The following is a 23,366-nucleotide window of genomic DNA, read 5'->3' as shown; positions in this document are numbered from 1 at the left end:
AGCGTAGGGAAGAGCAGCGCCCCCGCCCAGCTGCGCCTGCTCCGGCCTAGGCCTTGCCGATCCCGCCCGGCGTCGGTGTCACCACCGTCACCGCCTCGCCCGGCTTCAGCCGGGTCTGCGCGCAGGCGGGCAGCGTCTCGGTGGTGCCGTCCAGCCGCCGGATCTCGGTGCGCCCGACCTTGCCCGCGCCGCCGCCATCCAGCCCCTCCGGCGGGCGATGACGATGCGAGGACAGGATCGACAGGTCCATCTCCTCGAGAAAGCGCAGCGTCCGGCGGGTGCCGTCGCCACCCGGGAACGCGCCCGCGCCGCCCGAGCCCGGCCGAAGCGCGAAACTCTCCAGCAGCACCGGAAAGCGGGTCTCCAGCACCTCGGGATCGGTCAGGCGCGAATTGGTCATGTGGGTATGCACCCCCGACGTCCCGGCGAAGCCGCGCCCGTCATTCATCCGCCCCGCCGGGCTGCCCGAGCAGATCGTCTCGTAATACTGGTGCCGCGCATTGCCGAAGGTAAGGTTGTTCATCGTCCCCTGCGCATTGGCCAGGGCGCCCAGCGCCTGGAACAGCGCGTTCGTCACGTGCTGCGAGGTCTCGACATTGCCCGCGACCACGGCGCGCGGATAGGCGGGCCGCAGCATCGAGCCTTCTGGGATCACGATATCGATGGGGCGCAGACAGCCCGCGTTCATCGGGATCGGCTGCTCGCACATCACTCGGAACACGTAGAGCACGGCGGCGCGCGCCACCGGTTCGGGGGCGTTGAAGTTGTTCTCGCGCGCCTTCGAGGTGCCGGTGAAATCGACCTTCGCCCGCCGCGCCTCGCGGTCGACGGTGATCCGCACCCGGATCACCTGTCCGGTATCGGTCTCGTAGTCGCATTCGCAGTCCGAGAGCTGGCCCAGCAGCCGCGCCACCTCCTCGGCGGCATTGTCCTGCACGTGCCCCATATAGGCGCGCACCACGTCGAGACCGAACTCGGCCACCATGCGCCGCAACTCCGCCGCGCCGCGCGCATTGGCCGCGACCTGCGCCTTGAGATCGGCGATGTTCTGTTCGGGGTTGCGACAGGGCCAAGGGTGATCGGTCAGCAGGTGGCGCAGCGCCTCCTCGCGAAACTCTCCGCGATCCACGAGATGGAAGTTGTCGATCAGCACCCCCTCCTCGTCCACCGTGGTCGCCAGCGGCGTCATCGAGCCGGGTGCGGTGCCGCCGACATCGGCGTGGTGGCCTCGGCTGGCGGTCCAGAACAGGATCTCGCGGCCCGCCTCGTCGAAGACCGGCGAGACCACCGTGATGTCCGGCAGATGCGTGCCGCCATTGTAGGGCGCGTTCAGGGCAAAGACGTCGCCCGGGCGGATCACCTCGTTCTGCCGGATCACCGCCTCGACCGAGCGGTCCATGGAGCCCAGATGCACCGGCATGTGCGGCGCATTGGCGACCAGCGCGCCATCCTGGTCGAACACCGCGCAGGAGAAGTCGAGCCGCTCCTTGATGTTCACCGACTGCGCGGTGTTCTGAAGCGCCACGCCCATCTGCTCGGCGATGTTCATGAAGAGGTTGTTGAACACTTCGAGCAGGATCGGATCGGCCTCGGTCCCGGCGGCGAGCTGGCGCGGCGCGGCCTCGTGGCGCGCAAGCAGGATGTCGTCGCGCCCCGTGAGCCGCGCGGTCCAGCCCGGCTCGACCACGATGGTCTGGTTCGGCTCGATGATCAGCGCCGGTCCGCGCATCTCGTGGCCGGGCGCGATCCCCTCGCGCCGATGCACCATGGCCTCGTGCCATTCCCCACCGGAGAAGAAGCGCGCCGTCTCCGCCGGGTGCGCCTCGCCCCGATCGATCACGTCGCCACCGGTCTCGGCCAGCGCATGCGGCGGCTCCGTGCCTTCCACCTCGACCGCCTCGATCACCAGCCCCCGCTCGGGGCTAAGAAAGCCGAACTGCGCCTCGTGCGCGGCCTCGAACGCGGCGCGCGCCCGCGCCATGTCGCCCTCGAAGGGGATCTGCAGCGCGGTATCCGTGCCCTCGTACCGCAGGTGCAACCGCGTGGCGTAGCTCTCATCCGACACGCCCTGCCCGGCCAGATCGTCGCGCACCTGCGCCGTCAGATCCGCGATCACCGAGTCCAGCGCGGCGCGGCTGTCCTCGGCGAGCGGTCGCACCAATCCCTGCTGGCGGCTGGCCGAAACGGTGGCGAGGCCGATGCCATAGGCCGAGAGCAGACCCGAGAGCGGATGCACCAGCACCGCCTCCATGCCCAGCGCGTCGGCGACGAGACAGGCATGCTGCCCGCCCGCGCCACCGAAGGAATTGAGCAGGTAACGGGTCACGTCGTGACCGCGCTGGACGCTGATCTTCTTGATCGCGTTGGCCATGTTCTCGACCGCGATCCGCACGAAGCCTTCCGCCGCCTCTTCCGGGCTCCGATCGCCCGCGACCTCAGCGAAAGCCGCGCGTACGCCGTCCCTGTCGAGCTTCTGGTCCTGACCGGGGCCGAAGATCGCCGGAAAAAGCTCCGGGTCGAGCTTGCCCAGCATGACGTTGGCATCGGTCACGGTAAGCGGCCCGCCGCGCCGGTAGCAGAGCGGCCCGGGATCGGCGCCGGCGCTGTCGGGGCCGACGCGAAAGCGGCCGGGATCGGCGTGCAGCACCGAACCGCCCCCCGCCGCCACGGTATGGATGCGCATCATCGGCGCGCGGATGCGCACACCTGCCACCTCGGTGTCGAAAGCGCGTTCGTACTCGCCGGCGCAATGGGCCACGTCGGTGGAGGTGCCACCCATGTCGAAGCCGATCACCTTATCCCAACCGGCGGCACGGCCGGTCTCGACCATGCCGACGACACCGCCCGCCGGGCCGGACAGGATCGCGTCCTTGCCCTGGAACGCCTCGGCCGCGGTCATGCCGCCCGAGGACATCATGAATTGCAGCGTCGGCCCCGCCTCGCCCGGCGGCGTCGCGCCGAGGGCCTTGGCCACCCGTGCCACGTAGCGCCGCAGGATCGGCGAGAGATAGGCATCGACCACCGTGGTATCGCCCCGCCCCACGAGCTTCAGCAGCGGCGAGACCTCGTGGCTGACCGAGACCTGCCCGAACCCCATGCCACGCACCATTTCCGCGAGCCGTGCCTCATGCTCGGGCGCGTTCCACGAATGCATCAGCACGATGGCGACAGCGTCGATGCCATCTGCGCGCAGCCGCTCCAACTCCGGGCTTAGGGCCTCGGCGTCCAAGGGTGTCTCGATGGTGCCGTCCGCGTGCACCCGTTCCTCAACCTCGATCACCCGCTCGTAGAGCTGTTCGGGCAGCAGGATCTCCTTGGCGAAGATGTCGGGCCGCGCCTGATAGGCGATCCGGAGCGCATCGCGGAAGCCGCGCGTGATCAGCAGGGCGGTCCGGTCGCCCTTGCGTTCGAGCAGCGCGTTGGTGGCGACGGTGGTGCCCATCTTGACCGTGCCGATGCGCGCGGGCTCGACGGTGCCGCCCAACAGCCTGCGAATGCCCTCGATCGCGGCATCCTCGTAAGCCTCAGCGTTTTCGGACAAAAGCTTCAGCGGATGCAGCGTGCCATCCGGGGCTCGGCCGACCACGTCGGTAAAGGTGCCGCCACGATCCACCCAGAAATCCCAAACACTCATACTCCACCCCCTTGTGCTGTCCGCCAAGGGGTGCGCAATCCACCGGAAGCGGTCAAGACGTCTGACCGCCTCGCGCATAAGCTCAGGCTATGGGCAAATGCTCGCGATTGTGGCACTCTCCAGCCGGAGGAGACGAATTGTGGCGAACTGCAGGGAGGGCGGCATGACGCGCAACTGGGATCTGATCATATTCGACTGCGACGGCGTGCTGATCGACAGCGAGTTGCTCAGCGCCGAAGTTCTGATCGAGCTTCTCGCCGCAGACGGGGTGGAAATCGATTTCGATCACGTGCGTCGCAACTTCCTCGGCCGAAGCTTTCCGACCGTGGCGCGGCATATCCGCGAAGAGCTGGGCCATCCCCTCGCCCCGGATTTCGAAAGCCTCTATCGGGCGCGGCTCCTGAGGCGCTTCGAGGACGAGCTGAAGCCGATGCCGGGCATCGCCGAGGCCGTCGCGATGCTGACCGCGCGCGGCGTGCCGCTTTGCGTCGCCACCTCGTCCTCGCCACCGCGCGTCGCGCGATCGCTGGCCATCGCCGGCCTGGCCCAGGCGTTGCCGCATGTCTTCACCGCGAGCCAGGTGGCGCGGGGCAAGCCCGCCCCCGACCTGTTTCTTCTCGCGGCCGAGACCATGGGCGCGAAACCGGCACGCTGCCTCGTGATCGAGGACAGCCTTCCGGGGCTCGAGGCGGCGGCGGCGGCGGGAATGACCGCCGTGCGCTTTCTGGGCGGCAGCCATCTCGCCACCGCCACGCTGCGCCACGATCCCGCCCTACCACTCCTGCACCGCTGGACCGATCTGCCCGCGCTTCTCGACAGCCTGCCCGCGCCGGAGGTGGTATGAGCCAGTCGCGCTTTACTCCCGAGACGACCCGCCTCGACGATGCGGCCCGCGCGGGCTGGCTCTACTATGTCGCGGGCAACACGCAGGACGAGATCGCCAAGAAGCTCGGCGTCTCGCGCCAATCGGCGCAAAGGCTGGTATCGCTCGCCGTGTCGGAAAAGCTGGTCAAGGTCCGGCTCGATCACCCGATCGCGCGCTGCATGGATCTTTCCGGCGCGTTGTCGGAACGCTTCGGCCTGCGGGTGATCGAGGTGGTGCCCTCCGATCCGTCGGTCCCCGAGCTTCTCACCGGCATCGCCATCGCCGCCGCCGCGGTGCTGGAAAAGACCCTCAAGAGCCCCGATGAGAAGATCATCGCGCTGGGCACCGGCCGGGCGCTGCGAGCCTGCGTCGAACAGCTGCCGCGCATGGATTGTCCGCAGCACCGCATCGTCTCGCGGCTGGGCAACATGATGTCGGACGGCTCGGCCACCCCCTACAACGCGGTGATCCGCATGGCCGAGCGCGTCGGCGCACGGCATTACCCATACCCGCTCCCCGTGGTCGCGCGCGACGAGGAGGAGTTGCGGGTCATGCATGGCCAGGAGGCGGTGCGGCACACGATGGAGCTGTGCACCCGTGCCGATCTGACCCTGGTCGGGGTCGGCCAGATCGGCCTTAACGCGCCGCTGCGGGTCGACGGCTTCATGACCGCCGAGGAGATGGAGGCCCTCATGGCCGAAGGCGCGGCCGGCGAGATCACGAGCTGGGTCTACGACGCCGATGGCCGGGTCATGGATTGCGCCTTCAATCGCCGCGTGGCCTCGGCACCGCTGCCGGTGCCCGGCAGCGGTCCGGTGGTCGGTCTCGCGGTCGGGAAGGACAAGGCGGGGGCGATCCGTGCCGCCCTGCGCGGCCGGTTGATCAACGGGCTGATCACCGACGAGGCGACGGCCGAGCGGCTGCTGAAGCAGTAGCCGCCCGGCCCTCGAGGCGCCTCAGCCCCGCGCGTAGCGCTCGAGCGTGGCGGCGACGCCGTCGTTCCACAGGGAGGCCAGCTGGCCCGCGAAGGCGTCGGCGAAGGCAGGCTGCCGCCCCAGATCGCCGAACACGGTCTCGTTCGAGAGGAAGGCCGAAGGATCGTCCTTGGCGGCGAGCGCGCGGGTCTTCAGCTCTTCGGCATTGTCGTCATTCGGCGCGATCGCCTCGCCCGCATCATTGGTGCCGGCGCAATAGCGGCACCACAGGGCCACCTCGAGCGCGAGCCCCTCGACGTCACGACCCGCCGCGAGCGCGTCGCGGATCACCGGCAGCACGAATTTGGGCTGGCGGTTCCATCCGTCGAAACATAGCCGCGGGATCGTGTCGCCGATCTCGGGGTTGGAGAAGCGCTCCTCGACCTTGCGGCGATAGGCTTCGAAATCGACGCCCTCGATCGGCTCGAGCGTCGGGATGATCTCGCGCGTTTCCAGCGCCTCGAGCCAGGCGCGGATGCGGGGATCGGCCATGGCGTCATGGACGAAGTGATGCCCCAGAAGCGCCGAGGGATATGCGATGGCCGCGTGGCCGCCATTGAGGATGCGCAGCTTCATCAGCTCGTAGGGCGCGACGTCGGCGACGAACTCCGCCCCGACCGTCTCCAATGCCGGACGGCCCTGCGGGAAGTTGTCCTCGAGCACCCATTGCCGGAACGGCTCGCACACCACGGGGGCGGCGTCGGTGATGCCGAAACGATCCTTCACCAAGGCTCGCTCGCGATCCGAGGTGGCGGGCGTGATGCAGTCCACCATGGTGTTGGGGAATGCGACGTTCTCCGCGACCCAGTCGGCAAAGGCAGGGTCGGCAAGCTTGGCCAGCCCCACCACCGTCTGCTTCGCGACATGCCCGTTTTCGGGCAGGTTGTCGCAGGACATCACGGTGAAGGGCGCCTCTCCCGCGTCGCGGCGGCGACGCAGCGCGGCGAGGATCATGCCGAAGGCGGTTCTGGGCTGGTCCGGCTGCTCGGCGTCGTGGCGGATGTCCGGGTTCGAGGTGTCGAGGCCGCCGGTGCGCGCATCGACGAACCAGCCACCTTCGGTCACCGTGAGCGAGACGATGCGGATCGCGGGGTCCGACATCCGGGCCACGAGCTTCTGCGCGTCGATCTCGGTGAACTCGATCATCGCGCCGGTGACGCGGGCCGAAAGCCCGGCCGGGTCGAGCTCGACCACCGTGGTGAGGAAGTCCTGCTTCTCCAGCGCCTCGCGCATCTTCGCGTCGCCGGGCCGCACGCCGGCGCCGCTGATGGCCCAGTCGTGTTCGGCACCGGTGCCGAACAGCCGGTCGAGATAGACCGCCATATGCGCGCGATGAAAATTGCCGACGCCGATATGCACGATGCCGGCGGAGAGCTTCGCGCGGTCGTAATCGGGTCCGGCGACGCCTTCGGGAAGGCGGTCGAGAGCCGCGGCGTTGAGATCAATGGCCATCATCAGCCTCCTGTAGAATTGTAACGAGCCGTCAGCTCATCCATTGGCCGCCATCGACGTTGTACGTCTGCGACACGATGTAATCGGCCTCGTCCGAGGCCAGGAACACGGCCATGCCGGTCAGATCCTCGGGCGTGGCGAAGCGGCCGGCGGGCACGCCGGCGGCGACCTCGGCCTTCTTCTGGCCGGGCTGCTTGCCTTCGAGCTTGGCGAACATGCTGTCGACATGCTCCCAATGCGCGCCGTCGACGACGCCCGGGGCGATGGCGTTGACGTTGATGCCGTGCTTGATGAGGTTCAGCCCGGCCGACTGGGTCATCGAGATGACCGCCGCCTTGGTCGAGCAGTAAACCAGCACCAGCGGCTCGCCGCGGCGTCCGGCCTGACTCGCCATGTTGATGATCTTGCCGCCATGGCCTTGGGCGATCATCTGCCGCGCGGCGGCCTGCATGGTGAACAGCGTCCCCGCGACGTTGACGGCATAGAGCCGGTCGAAGCTTTCGCGGGTGATGTCGACGGTCTCGGCCGCGTCGAACAGCGCGGCGTTGTTGACGAGGATGTCGATCTTGCCCGCGCGCTCCACCACCGTGGCGATGGCGGCGTCGATGCTGTTCTGACGGGTCACGTCGATCTGTACCGCGTAGGCGCCCGCGCCGATCTCGGCCGCGGCGGCCTGCGCCGCGTCTAGATTGATGTCGGCGATCGCCACCGTCGCGCCTTCGCGCACGTAGCGCTCGGCGAAGGCGCGACCGATGCCGCGTGCGGCACCGGTGATCAGCGCGGATTTTCCCGCCAATCGGCTCATGCGATGCGCAGCCCCTGCGCGTCGAAGCGGTGGATCTTGTCGGCCTGCGGGGTCAGGAACACGGTGTCGCCGTGGCGCAGCCCGACCTCGCCGCTGGCGCGGATCGTGAGCGTCTCGGCCAGACCGGTGTCGTGCACGTGGAAGAAGGTGTCCGAGCCCAGATGCTCGGCGACGCCGATCCGGCCCTTCCAGGTGCCCTCGCTGGCCGAGACGTCGATATGCTCGGGCCGCACGCCGATCGTCTCGGCGCCGTGCTTCCTGGCCTCGGCGCCCTCGATCAGGTTCATCTTGGGCGAGCCGATGAAGCCCGCCACGAAGGTGTTGCGCGGGTTGCGGTAGAGCTCGAGCGGGCTGCCCACCTGCTCGATGTTGCCGGCGCGCAGCACCACGATCTTGTCGGCCATGGTCATCGCCTCGACCTGGTCGTGGGTGACGTAGATCATCGTGGTGTCGAGCCGCTTGTGCAGTTCCGAGATCTCCAGCCGCATGCCGACGCGGAGCGCCGCGTCGAGGTTCGACAGCGGCTCGTCGAACAGGAAGGCCGCCGGTTCGCGGACGATGGCGCGGCCGATCGCGACCCGCTGACGCTGGCCGCCCGAGAGCTGGCCGGGGCGCCGGTCGAGATAGTCGGTGAGGTTGAGCGCGCGCGCCGCGTTGTCGATGCGCCGCTTCTGCTCGTCCTCGGGCATGCCAGCCATCTTCATCGGGAAGGCGATGTTCTTGCGCACCGACATGTGCGGGTAGAGCGCGTAGCTCTGGAACACCATGGCCAGGCCGCGCTTGGCGGGCGGCAGGTCGGTGGCGGGTTGGCCGTCGATGCGGATCTCGCCGTCGGTGACGTCTTCGAGCCCGGCGATCAGCCGCAGCAGTGTGGACTTGCCGCAGCCCGAGGGGCCGACGAAGACCACGAACTCCCCGTCATCGATGGTCAGGTCGAGCGGCGGGATGACCTCCACGTCGCCGAATTTCTTGGTCACCTTGTCGAGCGTGATGCGTCCCATGGGTATATTCCTTATTTCACTGCGCCGAAGGTGAGCCCGCGGACGAGCTGCTTCTGGCTGAACCAGCCGAGGATGAGGATCGGCGCGATGGCCATGGTCGAGGCGGCCGAGAGCTTGGCGTAGAACAGGCCCTCGGGGCTCGAGTAGCTGGCGATGAAGGCGGTGAGCGGGGCGGCCTTGGCGGCCGTGAGGTTGAGCGTCCAGAACGCCTCGTTCCAGGCGAGGATGACGTTCAGGAGCAGCGTCGAGGCGATGCCCGGCACGGCCATCGGCGTCAGCACGTGGATGATCTCGTCGCGCAGGGAGGCGCCGTCCATCCGCGAGGCCTCGAGGATCTCGCCCGGGATCTCCTTGAAGTATGTGTAGAGCATCCAGACGATGATCGGCAGGTTGATCAGCGTCAGCACGATCACCAGGCCGGTCTTGGTGTCGAGCAGGCCGACGTCGCGGAAGATCAGGTAGATCGGGATCAGCACGCCGACCGGCGGCAGCATCTTGGTGGAAAGCATCCACATCAGCACGTTCTTGGTGTGCTTAGCCGGGACGAAGGCCATCGACCAGGCGGCGGGGATCGCGATGATCAGGCCCAGCACGGTCGAGCCCAGCGAGATCACCACCGAGTTCCAGAAGTGACGGAAGTAGTTCGAACGCTCCATGACGGTGGAGTAGTTCTCGGTGGTCCACTGGAAGAACAGGAACGAGGGCGGCGAGGAGATCGCCTCGGCCTCGGTCTTGAAGCTGGTCAGGATGGTCCAGAGGATCGGGAAGAAGATCGCGAGACCGATGATCCATGCGGCGATGGTATAGCCGACCTTGCGGCGGGTGGAGACGGCGCGGGCCATGTCAGGCGCTCCCTCTGTTCGGCGTGCGGGGCGGGCGCGGGGTCAGGCCCCGCGCGGCGAAGGTGATCTGCTCAGGCATCGAGGTTCTTTCCGATCATCCGCATCAGGAAGATCGCGACGATGTTGGCGAGGATGATCGCGACCACGCCGCCGGCCGAGCCGCCGCCCACGTCGAAGTTCAGGAGCGAACGGGCGTAGACGAGGTAGGTCAGGTTGGTCGAGGCGTTGCCCGGACCGCCATTGGTGGTCACCAGGATCTCGGCGAAGACCGACAGCAGGAAGATCGTCTGAATCAGGATCACCACGGTGATGGCACGCGACAGGTGCGGCAGGGTGATGTACCAGAACCGCGACAGCGGCGAGGCCCCGTCCATCTCGGCGGCTTCCATCTGCTCGCTATCGAGCGACTGGATCGCGGTGAGCAGGATCAGCGTCGCGAAGGGCAGCCACTGCCACGACACGATGCCGATGATCGAGGCCAAGGGCGCGTGGGTCAGGAAGTCGAAGGGTTGCAACCCGACCGCTTTTGAGAACTCCGCGAAGAGCCCCGAGACCGGGTTCATGAACATGTTCTTCCAGACCAGCGCCGAGACGGTCGGCATCACGAAGAACGGCGCGATGACGAGGATGCGCACGATCCCCTGCCCCCACATCGGCTGATCCAGCAGGATCGCGAGCAGCACGCCGCCCACCACCGTGACGATCAGCACGCCCCCGACCAGCAGCAGCGTGTTCAGCATCGCGGTCCAGAAGGCTGGGTTCTGGTAGAACAGCTTGTAATTGAGAAAGCCCACGAAGCGTTCGGTGCCGGGCATCAGCAGGTTGTAGCGCAACAGCGAGAAATACACCGTCAGCACCAGCGGCACGATCATCCAGGCGAGCAGCAGGACGACCGCTGGCGAGATCATGATCCGGGCGGCGGATCGGGAATGTTGGGTAGCCATCGGTCTCTCCGGTTGTCAGAACGGGCATCGCGTGGTCCGGCCAGCCGCGCGAAGGGCGGTTGGCGGAGGCGGCAGGCGAAGGCCCGCAGCGATGGGGTCGATCCAAAGGGGCGGGGCCGGCCGGGAGGGTCCGGCCCCGCCTGTCAGGCGCGGCTTACTGGATGTAGCCCGCCGCCTGCATCTCCTGCATGGTCAGGTCCTGCGCGGTCTGGAGCGCCTCCTCGGCCGACTTCTGTCCGGCGAGCGCCGCGGCGAACTGCTGGCCGACCGCGGTGCCGATCCCCTGGAACTCAGGGATCGCGACGAACTGGATGCCGGTATAGGGCACGGGATCGACAGTCGGATTCTGCGGATCGGCCGCATTGATGCTCTCAAGCGTCATTTCTGCGAAGGACGCCGCCTCGAGATAGGCGGGGTTCTCGTAGAGCGAGGTGCGGGTGCCCGGCGGCACGTTGGCCCAGCCCTCGTTCTCGGCGACGAGCTCGGCGTATTCCTTGGAGGTCGCCCAGGCCACGAAGGTCTTGGCGGCATCCTCGGCATCGGTGCCGGCCGGGATCCCGAGGCTCCAGGCCCAGAGCCAGTTGCCGCGCTTGCCCAGCCCGTTGTCGGGCGCCAGGGCAAAGCCGACCTTGTCGGCCACGGTCGAGTCGTCGGGGTTGGTCACGAAGGAGGCGGCGACGGTGGCGTCGATCCACATGCCGCACTTGCCCTGCTGGAACAGCGCGAGGTTCTCGTTGAAGCCGTTATTGGCCGAGCCCGGCGCGCCGTACTCGTTCTGCAGCATCAGGTAATCGCTGAAAGCGGTCTGCCAGGCCTCGCTGTCGAATTGCGGCATCCAGTTCTCGTCGAACCAGCGCGCGCCGTAGCTGTTGGCCATGGAGGTGATGAAGGCGGTGTTCTCGCCCCAGCCGGCCTTGCCGCGCATGCAGATGCCGTAGACCTCGTTCTCCTTGTCGGTCATCGCCGCGGCGGCTTCCTTGATGAAGTCCCAGGTCGGCGCCTCGGGAAACTCGATCCCCGCCGCTTCGGCCAGGTCGGTACGATACATCACCATCGAGCTCTCGCCGTAGAACGGCACCGCGTAGAGCGTGTCATCGACCGAAAGGCCGGCACGGATCGAGGGCAGCAAGTCGTCGACGTCATACTCCTCGGGCAGATCATCGAGCGGTACGAGCCAGCCCTGCGCGGCCCAGATCGGAACCTCGTAGGTGCCGATGGTCATCACGTCGTATTGGCCACCCTTGGTGGCGATGTCGGTGGTGACGCGCTGGCGCAGCACGTTCTCCTCGAGGGTCACCCAGTCGAGCTCGATGTCGGGGTTCTGCTCGGTGAAGGCCGAAGACAGCTCCTGCATGCGGATCATGTCGCCGTTGTTGACGGTGGCGATCGTCAGCGTCTCGGCCTGCGCGACGGCGGCCATGCCGCAAAGCGCGGTGGCCCCCATGAGGGCGCGGGTGGTCTTGGTCATGTCTCTCCTCCCATTCACTGCCAGGGCATTTGCCTAGCCGATGGGCAATTACTCACTCATTTGCCGAGTCGAGTCAAGGGCGGCGCATGACGGCATTGCGCTGGACGCATGGTTAACGCAGGGTTAATGGCCGGAACGTGATCCGGCCCGGCTTCGCAAGCCACGAGGTCGCCGTTAGGCTTTCCCGGCTGCAGCGAGGGGCATGACGGATGAACGAGAGCGGAACGACGAGCCGGGCGGAGGCCCGCGGGCTGCGCCAGTCGCGCGAAATCGAGGGCCATCTCGCCTGGCTCGACAGCTTCACCGGCACCGCGCTCGGCGTGCTCGCCGTGGCAAGCGGCATCTACACCTATCTCGGCGTGTCGTCGCTGCTCGACGACACCGGGGCGCTCTCGGTCTTCGCGGCGATGGCCTATTCGATCGCCGTCTCGGTCGGCATCTTCGTCTTCTGGTCCTACATGCTGCGGCTCCTGCCCGCCGTCCGCTCCGCCTCCTCGCGGATCGGCCTTCTGGCCTCGATGGGCTTAGGCTCGCTGGCGATCGTCGCCATGTCGTCATGGCTCAACGCCGCGGCACTGGCCGGCGCCGCCGCGGTGGAGCAGCACCTCGCGACGACGGTGCAGGACTACCAGGGCGCGCTCGAGCGGGCGAACACGATCGCGGTCTCGGCGCAGGGGCTCGGACGCGACGTGTCCCGGGTGCGCACGAGCTTCGAGGATCTGGGCGAACAGGAGGCGTCCGGCGGGCTGTCGGGCCTGGCCGGGCGCGGCGCGGTGTTCCGACTGCTGCGCCAGAAATCGGACGAGCTTTCGGCGCTCGAGGCGCAGATCGCCAGCCAGCAGCCGCTTCTCGACGCGGCCTTCGCCGAGGGCAACGCGATCCTGAGCCGGATGCGCGCGCTCACCGTCGCGCCCGGCCCGGTCGAGGCACGTTCCGTCGAGTTCTCGGAAGAGGCGGTGCGGCTTGCCGGCGTGATCACCACGCTGCGCCAGCTCTCGGTCGCGCCGCTGGTGGTGCGCGCGGCGAGCGATCTCTCCGCCTCGGTGGTGCTGCCGCAGCTCGATGGCGGCGACGACGCGGCCCGCTCGGGCCAGCAGGCGACCATCGAGTCGGTGCTGACCGTGCTGGGCCAGCGCGCCGAGACGCTGCGACAGGCCGCCGAGGCGGTGATCGCGATGCCGCCGCCCGCCGACACCACCTATACCCCGATTTCGGCCGCCGACGCCGTGATCCTCTATGCCCGCAACTTCGTGCCCTCCTGGGCCGGCGCGATCGCCATCGACCTGCTGCCGGCGGTGCTGGTGCTCATCGTCTCGGTGGCGCAGGCGGCGATCCGAACCGGGCGCGACGGCGTCGCGGTCGAGGACCAGATGACGCTGGCCGAGCTGCGCGGCGCGCTGATCGCGCTGCGAGAGATCGAGGCCGCCACCCCGGCCGAGGCGCCGCAGGAGCCAAACGCACCTGCCGCGCCGACCCCGGTCGACATCGCCCGGCCCGCCGAATGAGCACGCCGCGCCGCTGGCTCGTGGCCGTGCTGATGGCCGAGATCGCCATCGGCGCGCTGCTGTTCGGCGGCGATCTCGCGCGGGCCCTGCCGCGGATCGCCTGGCCTTCCAGCGCGCCGCAGATCACCGAACCGGTGCGCCCCGGCGACCAGACCCGCCGATTCCGCCCCGACCGCCTGCCCGCGCGCGAGCGTCCCGACGGCACGCCGATGCCGGATACCGGCGACATGCCCGACCGGCTCGCGATTGACCTGCGCGACGAGGCGCTGTTCCTTCGGGGGCGCATCGCGCACGGCGATGCCGCCCGTCTCACCGCCGCGCTCGATCTCGCCGAGACGACGCCGGGCACCGCCTGGCTCGACAGCCCCGGCGGCTCGGTCATCGACGCGCTGGAAATCGGGCGGCTACTGCGCGAGGCCGCGATCGACACGCGGATGAGCGCCGAGGCGATCTGTCTCTCGGCCTGCCCCTACATGCTGGCGGGCGGGATCGAGCGCCGCGTGGCCGAGGGCGCCTGGGTCGGCGTGCATCAGCACTATTTCGACCAGAACACCGCCCTGCCCGCGATCTTCGCGGTCGAGGACATCCAGCGCGGGCAGAGCGAGGTGATGGGCTACCTGATCGAGATGGGTGTCGATCCGGCACTGATGCGCCACGCGCTCGCCACGCCCCCCGACGAGATCTACATGCTGCTGCCCGAAGAGCTGGAACGGTACCGGCTGAGCCACGCCGCGCCCGATCCCGCCGGTTGAACGCCACCCCCGGCCCCTCCCTCTTGACGCCGCGCCTGCGCCTGTCACAAGGCGGGCCATGAGCACCGGCGCCCTTACCATCGATCTCGACGCGCTCGCCGCCAACTGGCGCGCGCTTGACGCCATGACCGCCTGCGAGACGGGGGCGGTCGTCAAGGCCGACGGCTACGGCCTCGGGGCCGGGCGCGTGGCCCGCAGGCTCGCCCATGAAGGCGCGCGGCGCTTCTTCGTGGCGGTGGCCGAAGAGGGTGCGGCGCTGCGCAAGGCGCTGGGCCCGGCGCCCGAGATCTACGTCTTCTCGGGGCACATGGAGGGGGATACGCGCCGCCTTGCCGGGGCCGCGCTGATCCCGATGCTCAATTCGATCGATCAGCTCGCGCGCCATCTCGAGGCGCTGCCGGGCCATGCCTTCGGCATCCAGCTCGACACCGGGATGAACCGGCTCGGCTTCGAATGGTCCGACTGGTCCGAGGCGGCCGGGATCGCGCTCGATCACGCGCCGGTCTGGCTGATGAGCCATCTCGCCTGCGCCGACGAGCCCGACCACGAGATGAACCCCTACCAGCTCGACATCTTCCGGCAGATGACCGACGGGCTCGGCGTGCCGCGCTCCCTCTCGGCCACCGGCGGCATCCTGCTTGGCCGCGATTATCATTTCGACATGACCCGCCCCGGCATCGGCCTTTACGGCGGGCTGCCCTTCGATGCGGCCCAGCCGGTGGTCCGGCTCGACCTGCCGGTGGTGCAATGTCGCGATCTCGTCGTGGGCGAAGTGGTGGGCTACGGCAATTCCTGGCAGGCCGATCGCTCCAGCCGCATCGCCACGATCTCCGGCGGCTATGCCGACGGGCTGATCCGGGCGATGTCGGGGCGCGCCACCTTCTGGCACGGCGACACGCCCTGCCCGCTCGTCGGGCGTGTCTCGATGGACCTGATCACCGTGGATGTCACCGATCTGGGCGAGGACCCCGAATATCTGACCCTGCTCGGACCGCATCAGGGCGTCGATTCGCTGGCCGAGGCCGCGGGCACGATCGGCTACGAAATCCTCACCTCGCTCGGCTCGCGCTACGCCAGGCTTGAAATTCCGGGGTGATGAAGGGCGTACAACCCGCATCGATTACGGTTTAGCGACAATACCGTCACAATTTTTGGTGATACGACGCTTTGAGGAACCGGCAAAGAGCCGCCGAGGTTAGAGTGGAAACTGACACATCCGTGCCGGAGACCGCTCGTGACCAAGTCCAGCCCCGCCGCCCTCGCCACCCGCGCCCTGCAGATGATCGCGATGACCGTGCTGGCGCTTGCTGCCGCCGCAGCCCTCGCCGCCACCATCGCCGCCACGCTGGGATACCTGCCATGGCTACAGCTGAGCGCCAGCTTCGGCGAGACCGCCCTGCCTTGGGCCGGCATGGCGCTGCAGATCTTCCTGACCGGCCTGCTGGTCACGCTGGTCTTCTTCCTGCCCTCTTCGGGACGTGTCCTGTCCCTCGAAAAGAGCCACCGCGATTTCCGCATCTCGATGGATGACGTGGCGCGGGCCTACCACGTGGCCCATACCGCCGACCGCGCCGGTGTCTTCACCATGTCCTCCGAATTCGACGCGGTGCGCGAGCGCCTCGCCTTCCTGCGCGACCACCCCGATCTGGGCCATCTCGAGCATGACGTGATGGAGGTCGCCGCGCAGATGGGCGAACAGGCGCGCAATCTGGCGGATATCTATTCCGACGAGAAGGTGGCCCGCGCCCGCAAGTTCCTCACCCAGCGCCAGGAGGATGCCGAGCGCCAGCAGGAACGCATCGTCGAGGCGCTGCATATCTGCCGCGAGCTGAAGCGCTGGTCCGATCAGGTCGAGCTCGAGGAAAGCGTGGTGGCGAGCCAGCTGGCACAGCTCGACGATCAACTTCGCACCATTCTGCCCGAGCTGGGCTACGACGCGACCAGGCGCGATGCCGAGGACGATCGGCCCTCGGACGACCTGCCCAAGGTCGTGAACATGAAGCCCGCCGCCGAATAACTCATGGCGCCGGTGGCGGCGCACGCCGTCAACGTAAGGTGAACACCAATGGCCCGGCGCATCGCGCCGGGCCATTGCTCGTATGACCGGGATCGGCGAAAAGAGCGGCATGGCCAAGGATCTCAATTTCGTCTGCACCGAATGCGGCGCGACCCATTCGAAATGGTCGGGGCGCTGCGACGCCTGCGGCGCATGGAACACCATTCAGGAAGAGGCGCCGCTGACCTCGGGTCCCGGCGCCAAGGCGCTGGGGGCGCAGCGCGGCCGCAAGATCACGCTCACCGATCTCGCCTCCACGCCCGAGGCGCCGCCGCGCACCATTTCCGGCGTGGCCGAGCTTGACCGGGTGCTTGGCGGCGGCCTCGTCGCGGCTTCGGCGCTGTTGGTCGGCGGCGATCCGGGCATCGGCAAATCCACGCTGCTGTTGCAGGCGGCGGCGCGCTTCGCCCGGGGCGGGCTCAAGGTGATCTACGTCACCGGCGAGGAATCGGCGGCGCAGGTGCAGATGCGCGCCCAGCGCCTCGGCCTGACCGAGAGCCCGGTGACGCTCGCCGCCGAGACCAACCTGCGCGACATCCTGACCACGCTGGATGCCGAGCGACCCGACCTCGTGATCATCGACTCGATCCAGACCATGTGGTCGGACAAGGTCGAAGCCGCGCCGGGATCGGTCAGCCAGGTGCGCACCGCCGCGCATGAGCTGACGACATTCGCCAAGACCCGCGGCATCGCGGTGATCATGGTCGGCCACGTCACCAAGGAGGGCACGCTCGCCGGCCCCCGCGTGGTGGAGCACATGGTCGATTGCGTGCTTTATTTCGAGGGCGAGCGCGGCCACCAGTTCCGCATCCTGCGCGCCCACAAGAACCGCTTCGGCCCGGCCGACGAGATCGGTGTGTTCGAGATGACCGGCAAGGGGCTGGCCGAGGTCAAGAATCCCTCGGCGCTGTTCCTCTCCGAGCGCGACACCGCGACGCCGGGCTCGGTGGTCTTCGCGGGCATCGAGGGCACGCGGCCGATCCTGTGCGAGATCCAGGCGCTGGTCTCCCCTGCCCAGCCCGGCCAGACCCGGCGCTCGGTGGTCGGCTGGGATGGCGGGCGGCTGGCGATGATCCTCGCGGTACTCGAGAGCCGCTGCGGCGTCTCCTTCGCCGGGCTCGACGTCTATCTCAACGTCGCGGGCGGGCTGCGCATCGGCGAGCCCGCCGCCGATCTCGCGGTGGCGGCCGCGCTGATCAGCGCCCGCGAGGACAGTGCGTTGCCGGTGGATTGCGCGATCTTCGGCGAGATTTCTCTCTCCGGCGCGGTGCGACCGGTGGCGCAGATGGAAAACAGGTTGAAAGAAGCCGCGAAACTTGGTTTCACGCAGGCCATCCTGCCGCAGCGCCCGAAGCGTCGCGCCGGGGCGGAAATGGCAGCCGGGCTCGACCTGCGCGAGATGCGCGACCTGCCGGGCTTCGTCGACACGGTGTTCGGACTGGCGCCCGGCGAACGGGAATAAGGGTTCTCATGGAAAGTTTCACGATCATCGACGGCATCGTCGCGCTCATCGTCGTGGTGTCGGCGCTTCTTGCCTATTCACGCGGATTGGTGCGCGAGGCACTGGCCATCGCGGGCTGGATCGGCGCAACGATCCTCGCCTTCATCTTCGCCGATCAGGTTCGGCCGCTGGTGCGGCAGATCCCGGTGGTGGGCGACTTCATCGGCGACAGCTGCGAGCTGTCCATCATCGCCGCCTTCGCGGTGGTCTTCGCCATCGCCCTCGTGCTGTTCTCGATCTTCACGCCGGTCTTCTCCGGCGCGGTACAGCGCTCGGCGCTGGGCGGCATCGACCAAGGTCTGGGCTTCCTGTTCGGCGTGGCACGCGGCATCCTGCTCGTGGCGGTGGGCTTCTTCGTCTACGAGGTGATCCTCTCGGCGCAGCAGATCCCGATGGTCGAGAACAGCCGCGCGGCAGCCGTGTTCAGCCAGATCACCGAGGGCTTCTCGACCGAGGAACCGCAGGCGGCGCTGGCCTGGGTGACGCTGCAATACGAGCAGCTCGTCGGCCTCTGCGCCGCCCCGGCCTGAGCCTCACAACAGAACGGCGCGGATGGCATAGGCCACCGCGCCGACCGCCGCGACCCCCGCGGCCCAGAGCACCACGAACCAGACCACCCGCCTCAGCATCAGTGATATCCCTTCTCGGGGTCGAGCTTGCCGCGAAAGACCCAGTAGGCGTAGCCGGTATAGGCGAGGATGATCGGCACCAGCACGATCGCGCCCACGAACATGAAAAGCTGGCTCTTGGCCGGCGCCGCCGCCTCCCAGATCGTGATCTCCTGCGGGATGGCCAGCGGCCAGATCGAGATCCCGAGTCCCAGGAAACACAGGGCGAAGAGCACCAGCCCGAGGATGAAGGGCAGCCGGTCGCGCGTCGGGTGGAACAGCGAACGCAGCAGCAGCAGCGCGATGCCGCCGATCAGGATCGGTACCGGCGCGGTCAGCGCGATCTGCGGCCAGCCGAACCAGCGCGCGGCATAGCCCGCCCCGAGGAACGGCGTGGCGAGGCTCACCGCGACGATGCCGATGATCGTCGCCACGAAGAAGGCCCGGGCCATGACCCGAACCCGGTGCTGGATCTCGCCTTCGAGCTTCATGTTGAGCCAGCAGGCGCCGAGGAAGGCGTAGCCCGCGACCACCGACACGCCGCACAGGATTGAGAACGGCGTGAGCCAGTCCCACCAGCCGCCCGCATAGGCGCGCCCCTCGACCTCGATCCCCTGCAGGAAGGCGCCGAGGATGATCCCCTGCGCCAACGCCGCCGTGACCGAGCCGCCGATGAAGGCCGCGTCCCAGGCCCGCTTGGACAGGCGCGAACTGGCGCGCCAGCGGTATTCGAACGCCACGCCGCGAAAGATCAGCGCCAGCAGCATCGCGATGATCGCCGGATACACGGCGGGCATGATGACCGCATAGGCCAGCGGAAAGGCGGCGAAGAGACCGCCGCCCCCCAGCACCAGCCATGTCTCGTTGCCGTCCCAGACCGGCGCGACCGAGTTCATCATGATGTCCCGGTCCGACTTCTCCCGGAAGAACGGGTAGAGGATGCCGATGCCCAGATCGAAACCGTCCAGCACGACATAGACGAAGACCGAAAAGGCCAGCAGCAGGGCCCATGCGACGGTGAGATCGATGGAATAGAACATCAGCTGGTCTCCGGTGCGATGTCATGGCCGCTTTCGCGCATCTGCCGATCGGGGTTGATGCCCGAGGTGCGGATCGGCCCGGGCTCCACCCGCACGCCGCGCTCGCCCAGCGCCGGGGCGTGATGCATGAGCTTGAGGATATAGGCCACGCCCGCGCCGAAGATCACGAAGTAGATCACCACGAAGGCGATGAGCGAGGTGCCGACCGCGCTGGCGCCCAGCGGCGAATGCGCTTCGGACGTCCTGAGCACGCCATAGACCACGTAGGGCTGGCGACCGACCTCGGTGGTGATCCATCCGGCGATGACCGCGACGAGCCCCGAGGGCCCCATCACCAGCGCCGCGCGATGCAGCCACTTGGCCTCGTAGAGCCGCCCGCGGAACCGCGCCCAGAGCGAGAACAGCCCCACCGCCAGCATCGCGAAACCCAGACCCACCATGACCCGAAAGCTCCAGAACACGATGGCGACGGGGGGCTGTTCATCGCGCGGGATCGTGTCGAGACCGGCCAGCGGCGCGTTCAGGTCGTGCTCGAGAATCAGCGAGGACAGCTTCGGGATGCCGATCGCGTATTTCAGCTCCTGCGCCTCCTGATCGGGAATGCCGAACAGGTAGAGCGGGGCGCCATGTTCGTGGCTTTCGAAATGCCCCTCCATCGCCATCACCTTGGCCGGCTGGTGCTCCAGCGTGTTGATGCCGTGCATGTCGCCGAGGAAGATCTGCAGCGGCGCGACGATGGCCGCCATCCACATCGCCATGGAGAACATGGTGCGCACGCCGGGGTTCTCGCGCTGCCCGCGCAGCAGATGCCATGCCCCGACGCCGCCGACGATGAAGGCGGTGGTCAGATAGGCCGCCGTGAGCGTGTGCGCGAGCCGGTAGGGGAAGGACGGGTTGAAGATGATCGCCCACCAGTCCTCGGGCAGGTACTGCCCGTTCTCGCCGATCGAGAAGCCCTGCGGCGTCTGCATCCACGAGTTCACAGAGAGGATCCATGTCGCCGAGATCGCGGTGCCGACCGCCACCATCAGGCAGGCGAACATGTGCAGCCCCGGCCCGACCTTGTCGCGCCCGAAGATCATGATCCCGAGGAAACCCGCCTCCAGAAAGAAGGCGGTCAGAACCTCGTAGGCCATGAGCGGCCCGATCACCGGTCCCGCGATGTCGGAAAACACCGACCAGTTGGTGCCGAACTGGTAGGACATGGTGATGCCCGAAACGACCCCCATGGCGAAGGTGATCGCGAAGATCTTCAGCCAGTACTTGAACAGCCGGAGATAGGCCTCGTTCCTGGTCCACAGATACAGCGCGTTGAGCACCGCGAGAAAGCTCGCCAGCCCGATCGAAACCGCCGGGAAGATGAAGTGGAAGGCCACGGTGAAGCCGAACTGCATCCGCGCCAGCGTGACCGCGTCGAAGCCAAGAAAGGTGTCCATGGGCGAAATCCTTCTGCCTTCTTCTGACTTAGGGACAGGGTGCGCAGAGGCAACGCGACATCCTGCCTCCAAGGGAGAAGGCGACATCGTGCCTCGTTGGGTGCCCGTGCGGCGGGCCATGATCGCCGGCGGGCGCGACAACATGACCTCGAAGCGCAGCCTTCGCCTTGCGTAACGGCGCGCGACAGGGCATTGGGCGACCCGACGGAAAGGATGATATGATCCTTTCGTGACACTCGGACGCGAAGGCCGTAAACGGTCCTCGCAACGCACCGTATTCGGAGCCAGCCAGATGCGCGATTTTCCCGCCCACCCCTTCGACGACGACAAGCTCAAGGAGGAATGCGGCGTATTCGGCGTCATCGGCGTCTCGGACGCCGCGAACTTTCTCGCGCTGGGCCTGCACGCGCTGCAGCATCGCGGACAGGAAGCCGCAGGCATGGTCACCCACGACCCCGAAGCGGGGTTCTGCTCGGCCCGCCGGATGGGCTATGTGCGCGACAACTTCACCTCCCGCGAGGTGCTCGAAACCCTGCCCGGCACGCTCGGGATCGGCCATGTCCGCTACTCGACCTCGGGCCACAAGGGTCAGACCGCGATCCGCGACGTGCAGCCCTTCTTCGGCGAATTCTCGATGGGCGGCGCCGCCGTCGCGCATAACGGCAACCTGACCAACGCCGCCGCGCTGCGCCGCGAGCTGATCGAACGCGGCTCGATCTTCCAGTCTTCTTCTGACACCGAATGCATCATCCACCTGATGGCGCGCTCGATGGGCCGGTCGATCCCCGACCGCATGGAAGAGGCGCTGCGCAAATGCGAGGGCGCCTTCTCGATCGTGGCGATGACCCGCACCAAGCTTCTGGGCTGCCGCGATCCGCTGGGCGTGCGGCCGCTGGTGCTGGGCCGGCTGGGCGATGGCTGGGTGCTGTCCTCGGAGACATGCGCGCTCGACATCGTCGGAGCCGAATTCGTACGCGAGATCGAGCCGGGCGAAATGGTGGTGATCACGCCCAAGGGCGTCGAAAGCAACTTCCCCTTCAAGAACCGCGCCTCGCGCTTCTGCATCTTCGAGCATGTCTATTTCTCGCGGCCCGACAGCATCCTCGGCGGCCGCTCGGTCTACGAGACCCGGCGCCAGATCGGCGTCGAGCTGGCGCGCGAGGCCCCGGTCGAGGCGGATCTCGTCTGCCCGGTGCCGGATTCGGGGACGCCAGCGGCGATCGGCTACAGCCATGAGAGCGGCATCCCCTATGGCATGGGGATCATCCGCAACCAGTATATGGGCCGGACCTTCATCGAGCCCTCCGAGCAGATCCGCAACATGGGCGTGCGCCTCAAGCTCAACGTCAACCGCGCCCTGATCCGCGGCAAGCGGGTGATCCTGGTCGACGACTCCGTGGTGCGCGGCACCACCTCGCGCAAGATCAAGGAAATGATCCTCGACGCGGGCGCCGCCGAGGTGCATTTCCGCATCGCGTCCCCGCCGACCGCCTGGCCCTGCTTCTACGGCGTCGACACGCCCGAGCGCGAGAAGCTGCTGGCCTCGCATATGAGCGAGGAGGAGATGCGCCGCCATCTCGATGTCGACAGCCTCAAGTTCATCTCGCTCGACGGGCTTTACCGTGCCGTGGGCGTGGCCGAGGGGCGTGACGCCAAGGCGCCGCGCTATTGCGACGCCTGCTTCTCGGGCGACTACCCGGTGGTGCCCGCCGACATGGTCGACAAGGGCTTCCAGCTCAAGACCGCGGCCGAATAGGCCCTTGGGCCCGCGCCGCTTCGGTGGCGCGACGGCCCTCGCGTCAAGCCTGATGCAGGCCGGTATCGTCGAAGGCGGCCTCGAGCTCGGCGATCTCGATCCGACCCATCTCCAGCAGGCGCTGCGCGACCCGCCCGGCGGCATCGCGATCCGCCTCGGCCAGCAGGCGCGGCAGCGCCTCGGGCAGAACCTGCCAGGGCAGACCGAAACGGTCGCGCAGCCAGCCGCAGCGCCCACCCTCGCCGCCTTCCGCGATCAGCGCGTTCCAAAGCCTGTCCGTCTCGGCCTGATCCCGGGTCAGGACCGAGATCGGCACCGCCTCGGTAAGCCGCAGATGCGGCCCGCCGTTGATGGCGAGATAGCCGATGCCGCCCAATCGGAACTCGACGATGTTGACGGTGCCGCTTGCGGGATCGCGCAGCACCCTTTCGATCCGGCTGTCCGGTAGCAGCGAGACGTAGAACCGCGCGGCCTGCTCGCCCTGTGTATAGAACCAAAGGCAGATCCGCTGTTGCGCTGGTGCCATCAACGCGCCTCCCCACCCGGTCAGGCTAGGGCTGGCGCGGGCCCCGCGCAACTGTCGCAAGGTCACGACGAGTTTGCGATAGCGGAGATCCGCCCAGCCACCGGGACCGTGAGGCGACGCGGCAGGTCGCGTCGATGCGATGCGCACCACCCTTGCCGCACGGCGCGATATGCTTCACATGCAGGGCGAATGAGCCAGCCG

The 23,366-nt window shown here is 67.9% G+C and carries 20 protein-coding genes; 9 read left to right on the top strand and 11 right to left on the bottom strand.

Annotation, left to right across the window (positions count from 1 at the left end):
* Nucleotides 1–46: 46 nt before the first annotated feature.
* A complete protein-coding gene (locus ACRAQ3_RS05775; protein WP_432255980.1) occupies nt 47–3,634 on the bottom strand; it encodes a hydantoinase B/oxoprolinase family protein in 3,588 nt (1,195 codons plus the stop codon).
* A gap of 163 nt (nt 3,635–3,797) precedes the next feature.
* Between ACRAQ3_RS05775 and ACRAQ3_RS05770 the strand changes: the two genes are divergently transcribed.
* Both ACRAQ3_RS05770 and ACRAQ3_RS05765 read left to right on the top strand, forming a co-directional pair.
* A complete protein-coding gene (locus tag ACRAQ3_RS05770; RefSeq protein ID WP_432255979.1) occupies nt 3,798–4,478 on the top strand; it encodes an HAD family hydrolase in 681 nt (226 codons plus the stop codon).
* On the top strand, nt 4,475–5,434 hold the full coding sequence (locus ACRAQ3_RS05765) for a sugar-binding transcriptional regulator (protein WP_269397915.1): 960 nt from the start codon (nt 4,475–4,477) through the stop codon (nt 5,432–5,434). The genes ACRAQ3_RS05770 and ACRAQ3_RS05765 overlap by 4 nt, the downstream gene beginning before the upstream one ends.
* A gap of 21 nt (nt 5,435–5,455) precedes the next feature.
* Here ACRAQ3_RS05765 and ACRAQ3_RS05760 read toward each other — a convergent pair whose 3' ends face one another.
* The 6 genes from ACRAQ3_RS05760 to ACRAQ3_RS05735 all read right to left on the bottom strand — a co-directional run bounded on the left by ACRAQ3_RS05760 (nt 5,456) and on the right by ACRAQ3_RS05735 (nt 11,985).
* Nucleotides 5,456–6,925: a mannitol dehydrogenase family protein gene (locus ACRAQ3_RS05760; protein WP_432255978.1), complete on the bottom strand. Its 1,470-nt coding sequence runs from the start codon at nt 6,923–6,925 to the stop codon at nt 5,456–5,458.
* A 31-nt stretch (nt 6,926–6,956) separates the two neighbouring features.
* Entirely contained in the window at nt 6,957–7,730 is a 774-nt protein-coding gene (locus ACRAQ3_RS05755; RefSeq protein WP_269397913.1) for an L-iditol 2-dehydrogenase, read from the bottom strand.
* Entirely contained in the window at nt 7,727–8,731 is a 1,005-nt protein-coding gene (locus ACRAQ3_RS05750; RefSeq protein WP_432255977.1) for an ABC transporter ATP-binding protein, read from the bottom strand. The genes ACRAQ3_RS05755 and ACRAQ3_RS05750 overlap by 4 nt, the downstream gene beginning before the upstream one ends.
* Nucleotides 8,732–8,742: 11 nt before the next feature.
* On the bottom strand, nt 8,743–9,573 hold the full coding sequence (locus tag ACRAQ3_RS05745; RefSeq protein ID WP_269397911.1) for a carbohydrate ABC transporter permease: 831 nt from the start codon (nt 9,571–9,573) through the stop codon (nt 8,743–8,745).
* A gap of 71 nt (nt 9,574–9,644) precedes the next feature.
* Nucleotides 9,645–10,517, bottom strand: coding sequence for a carbohydrate ABC transporter permease (locus tag ACRAQ3_RS05740; protein WP_269397910.1), 873 nt, complete (start codon nt 10,515–10,517; stop codon nt 9,645–9,647).
* Nucleotides 10,518–10,671: 154 nt separating this feature from the next.
* The gene (locus ACRAQ3_RS05735; protein ID WP_432255976.1) at nt 10,672–11,985 is read right to left on the bottom strand and encodes an ABC transporter substrate-binding protein; all 1,314 of its coding nucleotides are present in this window, start codon (nt 11,983–11,985) and stop codon (nt 10,672–10,674) included.
* A 209-nt stretch (nt 11,986–12,194) separates the two neighbouring features.
* Between ACRAQ3_RS05735 and ACRAQ3_RS05730 the strand changes: the two genes are divergently transcribed.
* The 6 genes from ACRAQ3_RS05730 to ACRAQ3_RS05705 all read left to right on the top strand — a co-directional run bounded on the left by ACRAQ3_RS05730 (nt 12,195) and on the right by ACRAQ3_RS05705 (nt 18,329).
* Complete coding sequence (locus ACRAQ3_RS05730; RefSeq protein ID WP_432255975.1) at nt 12,195–13,490, top strand: hypothetical protein; 1,296 nt, start codon at nt 12,195–12,197, stop codon at nt 13,488–13,490.
* Nucleotides 13,487–14,242 (top strand): hypothetical protein, encoded by a 756-nt coding sequence (locus ACRAQ3_RS05725; protein WP_432255974.1) that lies wholly within the window; start codon nt 13,487–13,489, stop codon nt 14,240–14,242. Before ACRAQ3_RS05730 ends, ACRAQ3_RS05725 begins: the two co-directional genes overlap by 4 nt.
* A gap of 58 nt (nt 14,243–14,300) precedes the next feature.
* A complete protein-coding gene (gene alr, locus ACRAQ3_RS05720; protein ID WP_432255973.1) occupies nt 14,301–15,338 on the top strand; it encodes an alanine racemase in 1,038 nt (345 codons plus the stop codon).
* A 138-nt stretch (nt 15,339–15,476) separates the two neighbouring features.
* Nucleotides 15,477–16,259 (top strand): DNA repair protein, encoded by a 783-nt coding sequence (locus ACRAQ3_RS05715; protein WP_432255972.1) that lies wholly within the window; start codon nt 15,477–15,479, stop codon nt 16,257–16,259.
* Between the two features lie 109 nt (nt 16,260–16,368).
* Complete coding sequence (gene radA, locus ACRAQ3_RS05710; RefSeq protein WP_432255971.1) at nt 16,369–17,760, top strand: DNA repair protein RadA; 1,392 nt, start codon at nt 16,369–16,371, stop codon at nt 17,758–17,760.
* Nucleotides 17,761–17,768: 8 nt separating this feature from the next.
* The gene (locus ACRAQ3_RS05705; RefSeq protein WP_085894817.1) at nt 17,769–18,329 is read left to right on the top strand and encodes a CvpA family protein; all 561 of its coding nucleotides are present in this window, start codon (nt 17,769–17,771) and stop codon (nt 18,327–18,329) included.
* A 3-nt stretch (nt 18,330–18,332) separates the two neighbouring features.
* Here ACRAQ3_RS05705 and ACRAQ3_RS05700 read toward each other — a convergent pair whose 3' ends face one another.
* Genes ACRAQ3_RS05700 through ACRAQ3_RS05690 form a run of 3 tightly spaced genes read right to left on the bottom strand, consistent with a single transcriptional unit; the run spans nt 18,333 to nt 20,883 of the window.
* On the bottom strand, nt 18,333–18,428 hold the full coding sequence (locus tag ACRAQ3_RS05700) for a DUF2474 family protein (RefSeq protein ID WP_432255970.1): 96 nt from the start codon (nt 18,426–18,428) through the stop codon (nt 18,333–18,335).
* Nucleotides 18,428–19,447 (bottom strand): cytochrome d ubiquinol oxidase subunit II, encoded by a 1,020-nt coding sequence (gene cydB, locus ACRAQ3_RS05695; protein WP_269397904.1) that lies wholly within the window; start codon nt 19,445–19,447, stop codon nt 18,428–18,430. Before cydB ends, ACRAQ3_RS05700 begins: the two co-directional genes overlap by 1 nt.
* The gene (locus ACRAQ3_RS05690) at nt 19,447–20,883 is read right to left on the bottom strand and encodes a cytochrome ubiquinol oxidase subunit I (protein ID WP_432255969.1); all 1,437 of its coding nucleotides are present in this window, start codon (nt 20,881–20,883) and stop codon (nt 19,447–19,449) included. Before ACRAQ3_RS05690 ends, cydB begins: the two co-directional genes overlap by 1 nt.
* Before the next feature lie 292 nt (nt 20,884–21,175).
* On the opposite strand from ACRAQ3_RS05690, the gene purF reads away from it, so the two are divergent.
* Nucleotides 21,176–22,639 (top strand): amidophosphoribosyltransferase, encoded by a 1,464-nt coding sequence (gene purF / locus ACRAQ3_RS05685; protein WP_269397902.1) that lies wholly within the window; start codon nt 21,176–21,178, stop codon nt 22,637–22,639.
* A 43-nt stretch (nt 22,640–22,682) separates the two neighbouring features.
* Here purF and ACRAQ3_RS05680 read toward each other — a convergent pair whose 3' ends face one another.
* Nucleotides 22,683–23,165, bottom strand: coding sequence for a VOC family protein (locus ACRAQ3_RS05680; RefSeq protein ID WP_432255968.1), 483 nt, complete (start codon nt 23,163–23,165; stop codon nt 22,683–22,685).
* Nucleotides 23,166–23,366: the final 201 nt, after the last annotated feature.

Source organism: Limimaricola sp. AA108-03 (assembly GCF_050847355.1).
In the GTDB taxonomy this organism is placed as follows: domain Bacteria; phylum Pseudomonadota; class Alphaproteobacteria; order Rhodobacterales; family Rhodobacteraceae; genus Limimaricola.
The sequence above is the reverse complement of the archived record's forward strand: the minus strand, read 5'-3'. Positions and strand labels throughout refer to the sequence as shown.

Coding starts and splice junctions, on each gene's coding strand:
- ACRAQ3_RS05775 (WP_432255980.1), bottom strand. CDS start 3,634: ATGAGTGTTTGGGATTTCTGGGTGGATCGTGGCGGCACCTTTACCGAC.
- ACRAQ3_RS05770 (WP_432255979.1), top strand. CDS start 3,798: ATGACGCGCAACTGGGATCTGATCATATTCGACTGCGACGGCGTGCTG.
- ACRAQ3_RS05765 (WP_269397915.1), top strand. CDS start 4,475: ATGAGCCAGTCGCGCTTTACTCCCGAGACGACCCGCCTCGACGATGCG.
- ACRAQ3_RS05760 (WP_432255978.1), bottom strand. CDS start 6,925: ATGGCCATTGATCTCAACGCCGCGGCTCTCGACCGCCTTCCCGAAGGC.
- ACRAQ3_RS05755 (WP_269397913.1), bottom strand. CDS start 7,730: ATGAGCCGATTGGCGGGAAAATCCGCGCTGATCACCGGTGCCGCACGC.
- ACRAQ3_RS05750 (WP_432255977.1), bottom strand. CDS start 8,731: ATGGGACGCATCACGCTCGACAAGGTGACCAAGAAATTCGGCGACGTG.
- ACRAQ3_RS05745 (WP_269397911.1), bottom strand. CDS start 9,573: ATGGCCCGCGCCGTCTCCACCCGCCGCAAGGTCGGCTATACCATCGCC.
- ACRAQ3_RS05740 (WP_269397910.1), bottom strand. CDS start 10,517: ATGGCTACCCAACATTCCCGATCCGCCGCCCGGATCATGATCTCGCCA.
- ACRAQ3_RS05735 (WP_432255976.1), bottom strand. CDS start 11,985: ATGACCAAGACCACCCGCGCCCTCATGGGGGCCACCGCGCTTTGCGGC.
- ACRAQ3_RS05730 (WP_432255975.1), top strand. CDS start 12,195: ATGAACGAGAGCGGAACGACGAGCCGGGCGGAGGCCCGCGGGCTGCGC.
- ACRAQ3_RS05725 (WP_432255974.1), top strand. CDS start 13,487: ATGAGCACGCCGCGCCGCTGGCTCGTGGCCGTGCTGATGGCCGAGATC.
- alr (WP_432255973.1), top strand. CDS start 14,301: ATGAGCACCGGCGCCCTTACCATCGATCTCGACGCGCTCGCCGCCAAC.
- radA (WP_432255971.1), top strand. CDS start 16,369: ATGGCCAAGGATCTCAATTTCGTCTGCACCGAATGCGGCGCGACCCAT.
- ACRAQ3_RS05705 (WP_085894817.1), top strand. CDS start 17,769: ATGGAAAGTTTCACGATCATCGACGGCATCGTCGCGCTCATCGTCGTG.
- ACRAQ3_RS05700 (WP_432255970.1), bottom strand. CDS start 18,428: ATGCTGAGGCGGGTGGTCTGGTTCGTGGTGCTCTGGGCCGCGGGGGTC.
- cydB (WP_269397904.1), bottom strand. CDS start 19,447: ATGTTCTATTCCATCGATCTCACCGTCGCATGGGCCCTGCTGCTGGCC.
- ACRAQ3_RS05690 (WP_432255969.1), bottom strand. CDS start 20,883: ATGGACACCTTTCTTGGCTTCGACGCGGTCACGCTGGCGCGGATGCAG.
- purF (WP_269397902.1), top strand. CDS start 21,176: ATGCGCGATTTTCCCGCCCACCCCTTCGACGACGACAAGCTCAAGGAG.
- ACRAQ3_RS05680 (WP_432255968.1), bottom strand. CDS start 23,165: ATGGCACCAGCGCAACAGCGGATCTGCCTTTGGTTCTATACACAGGGC.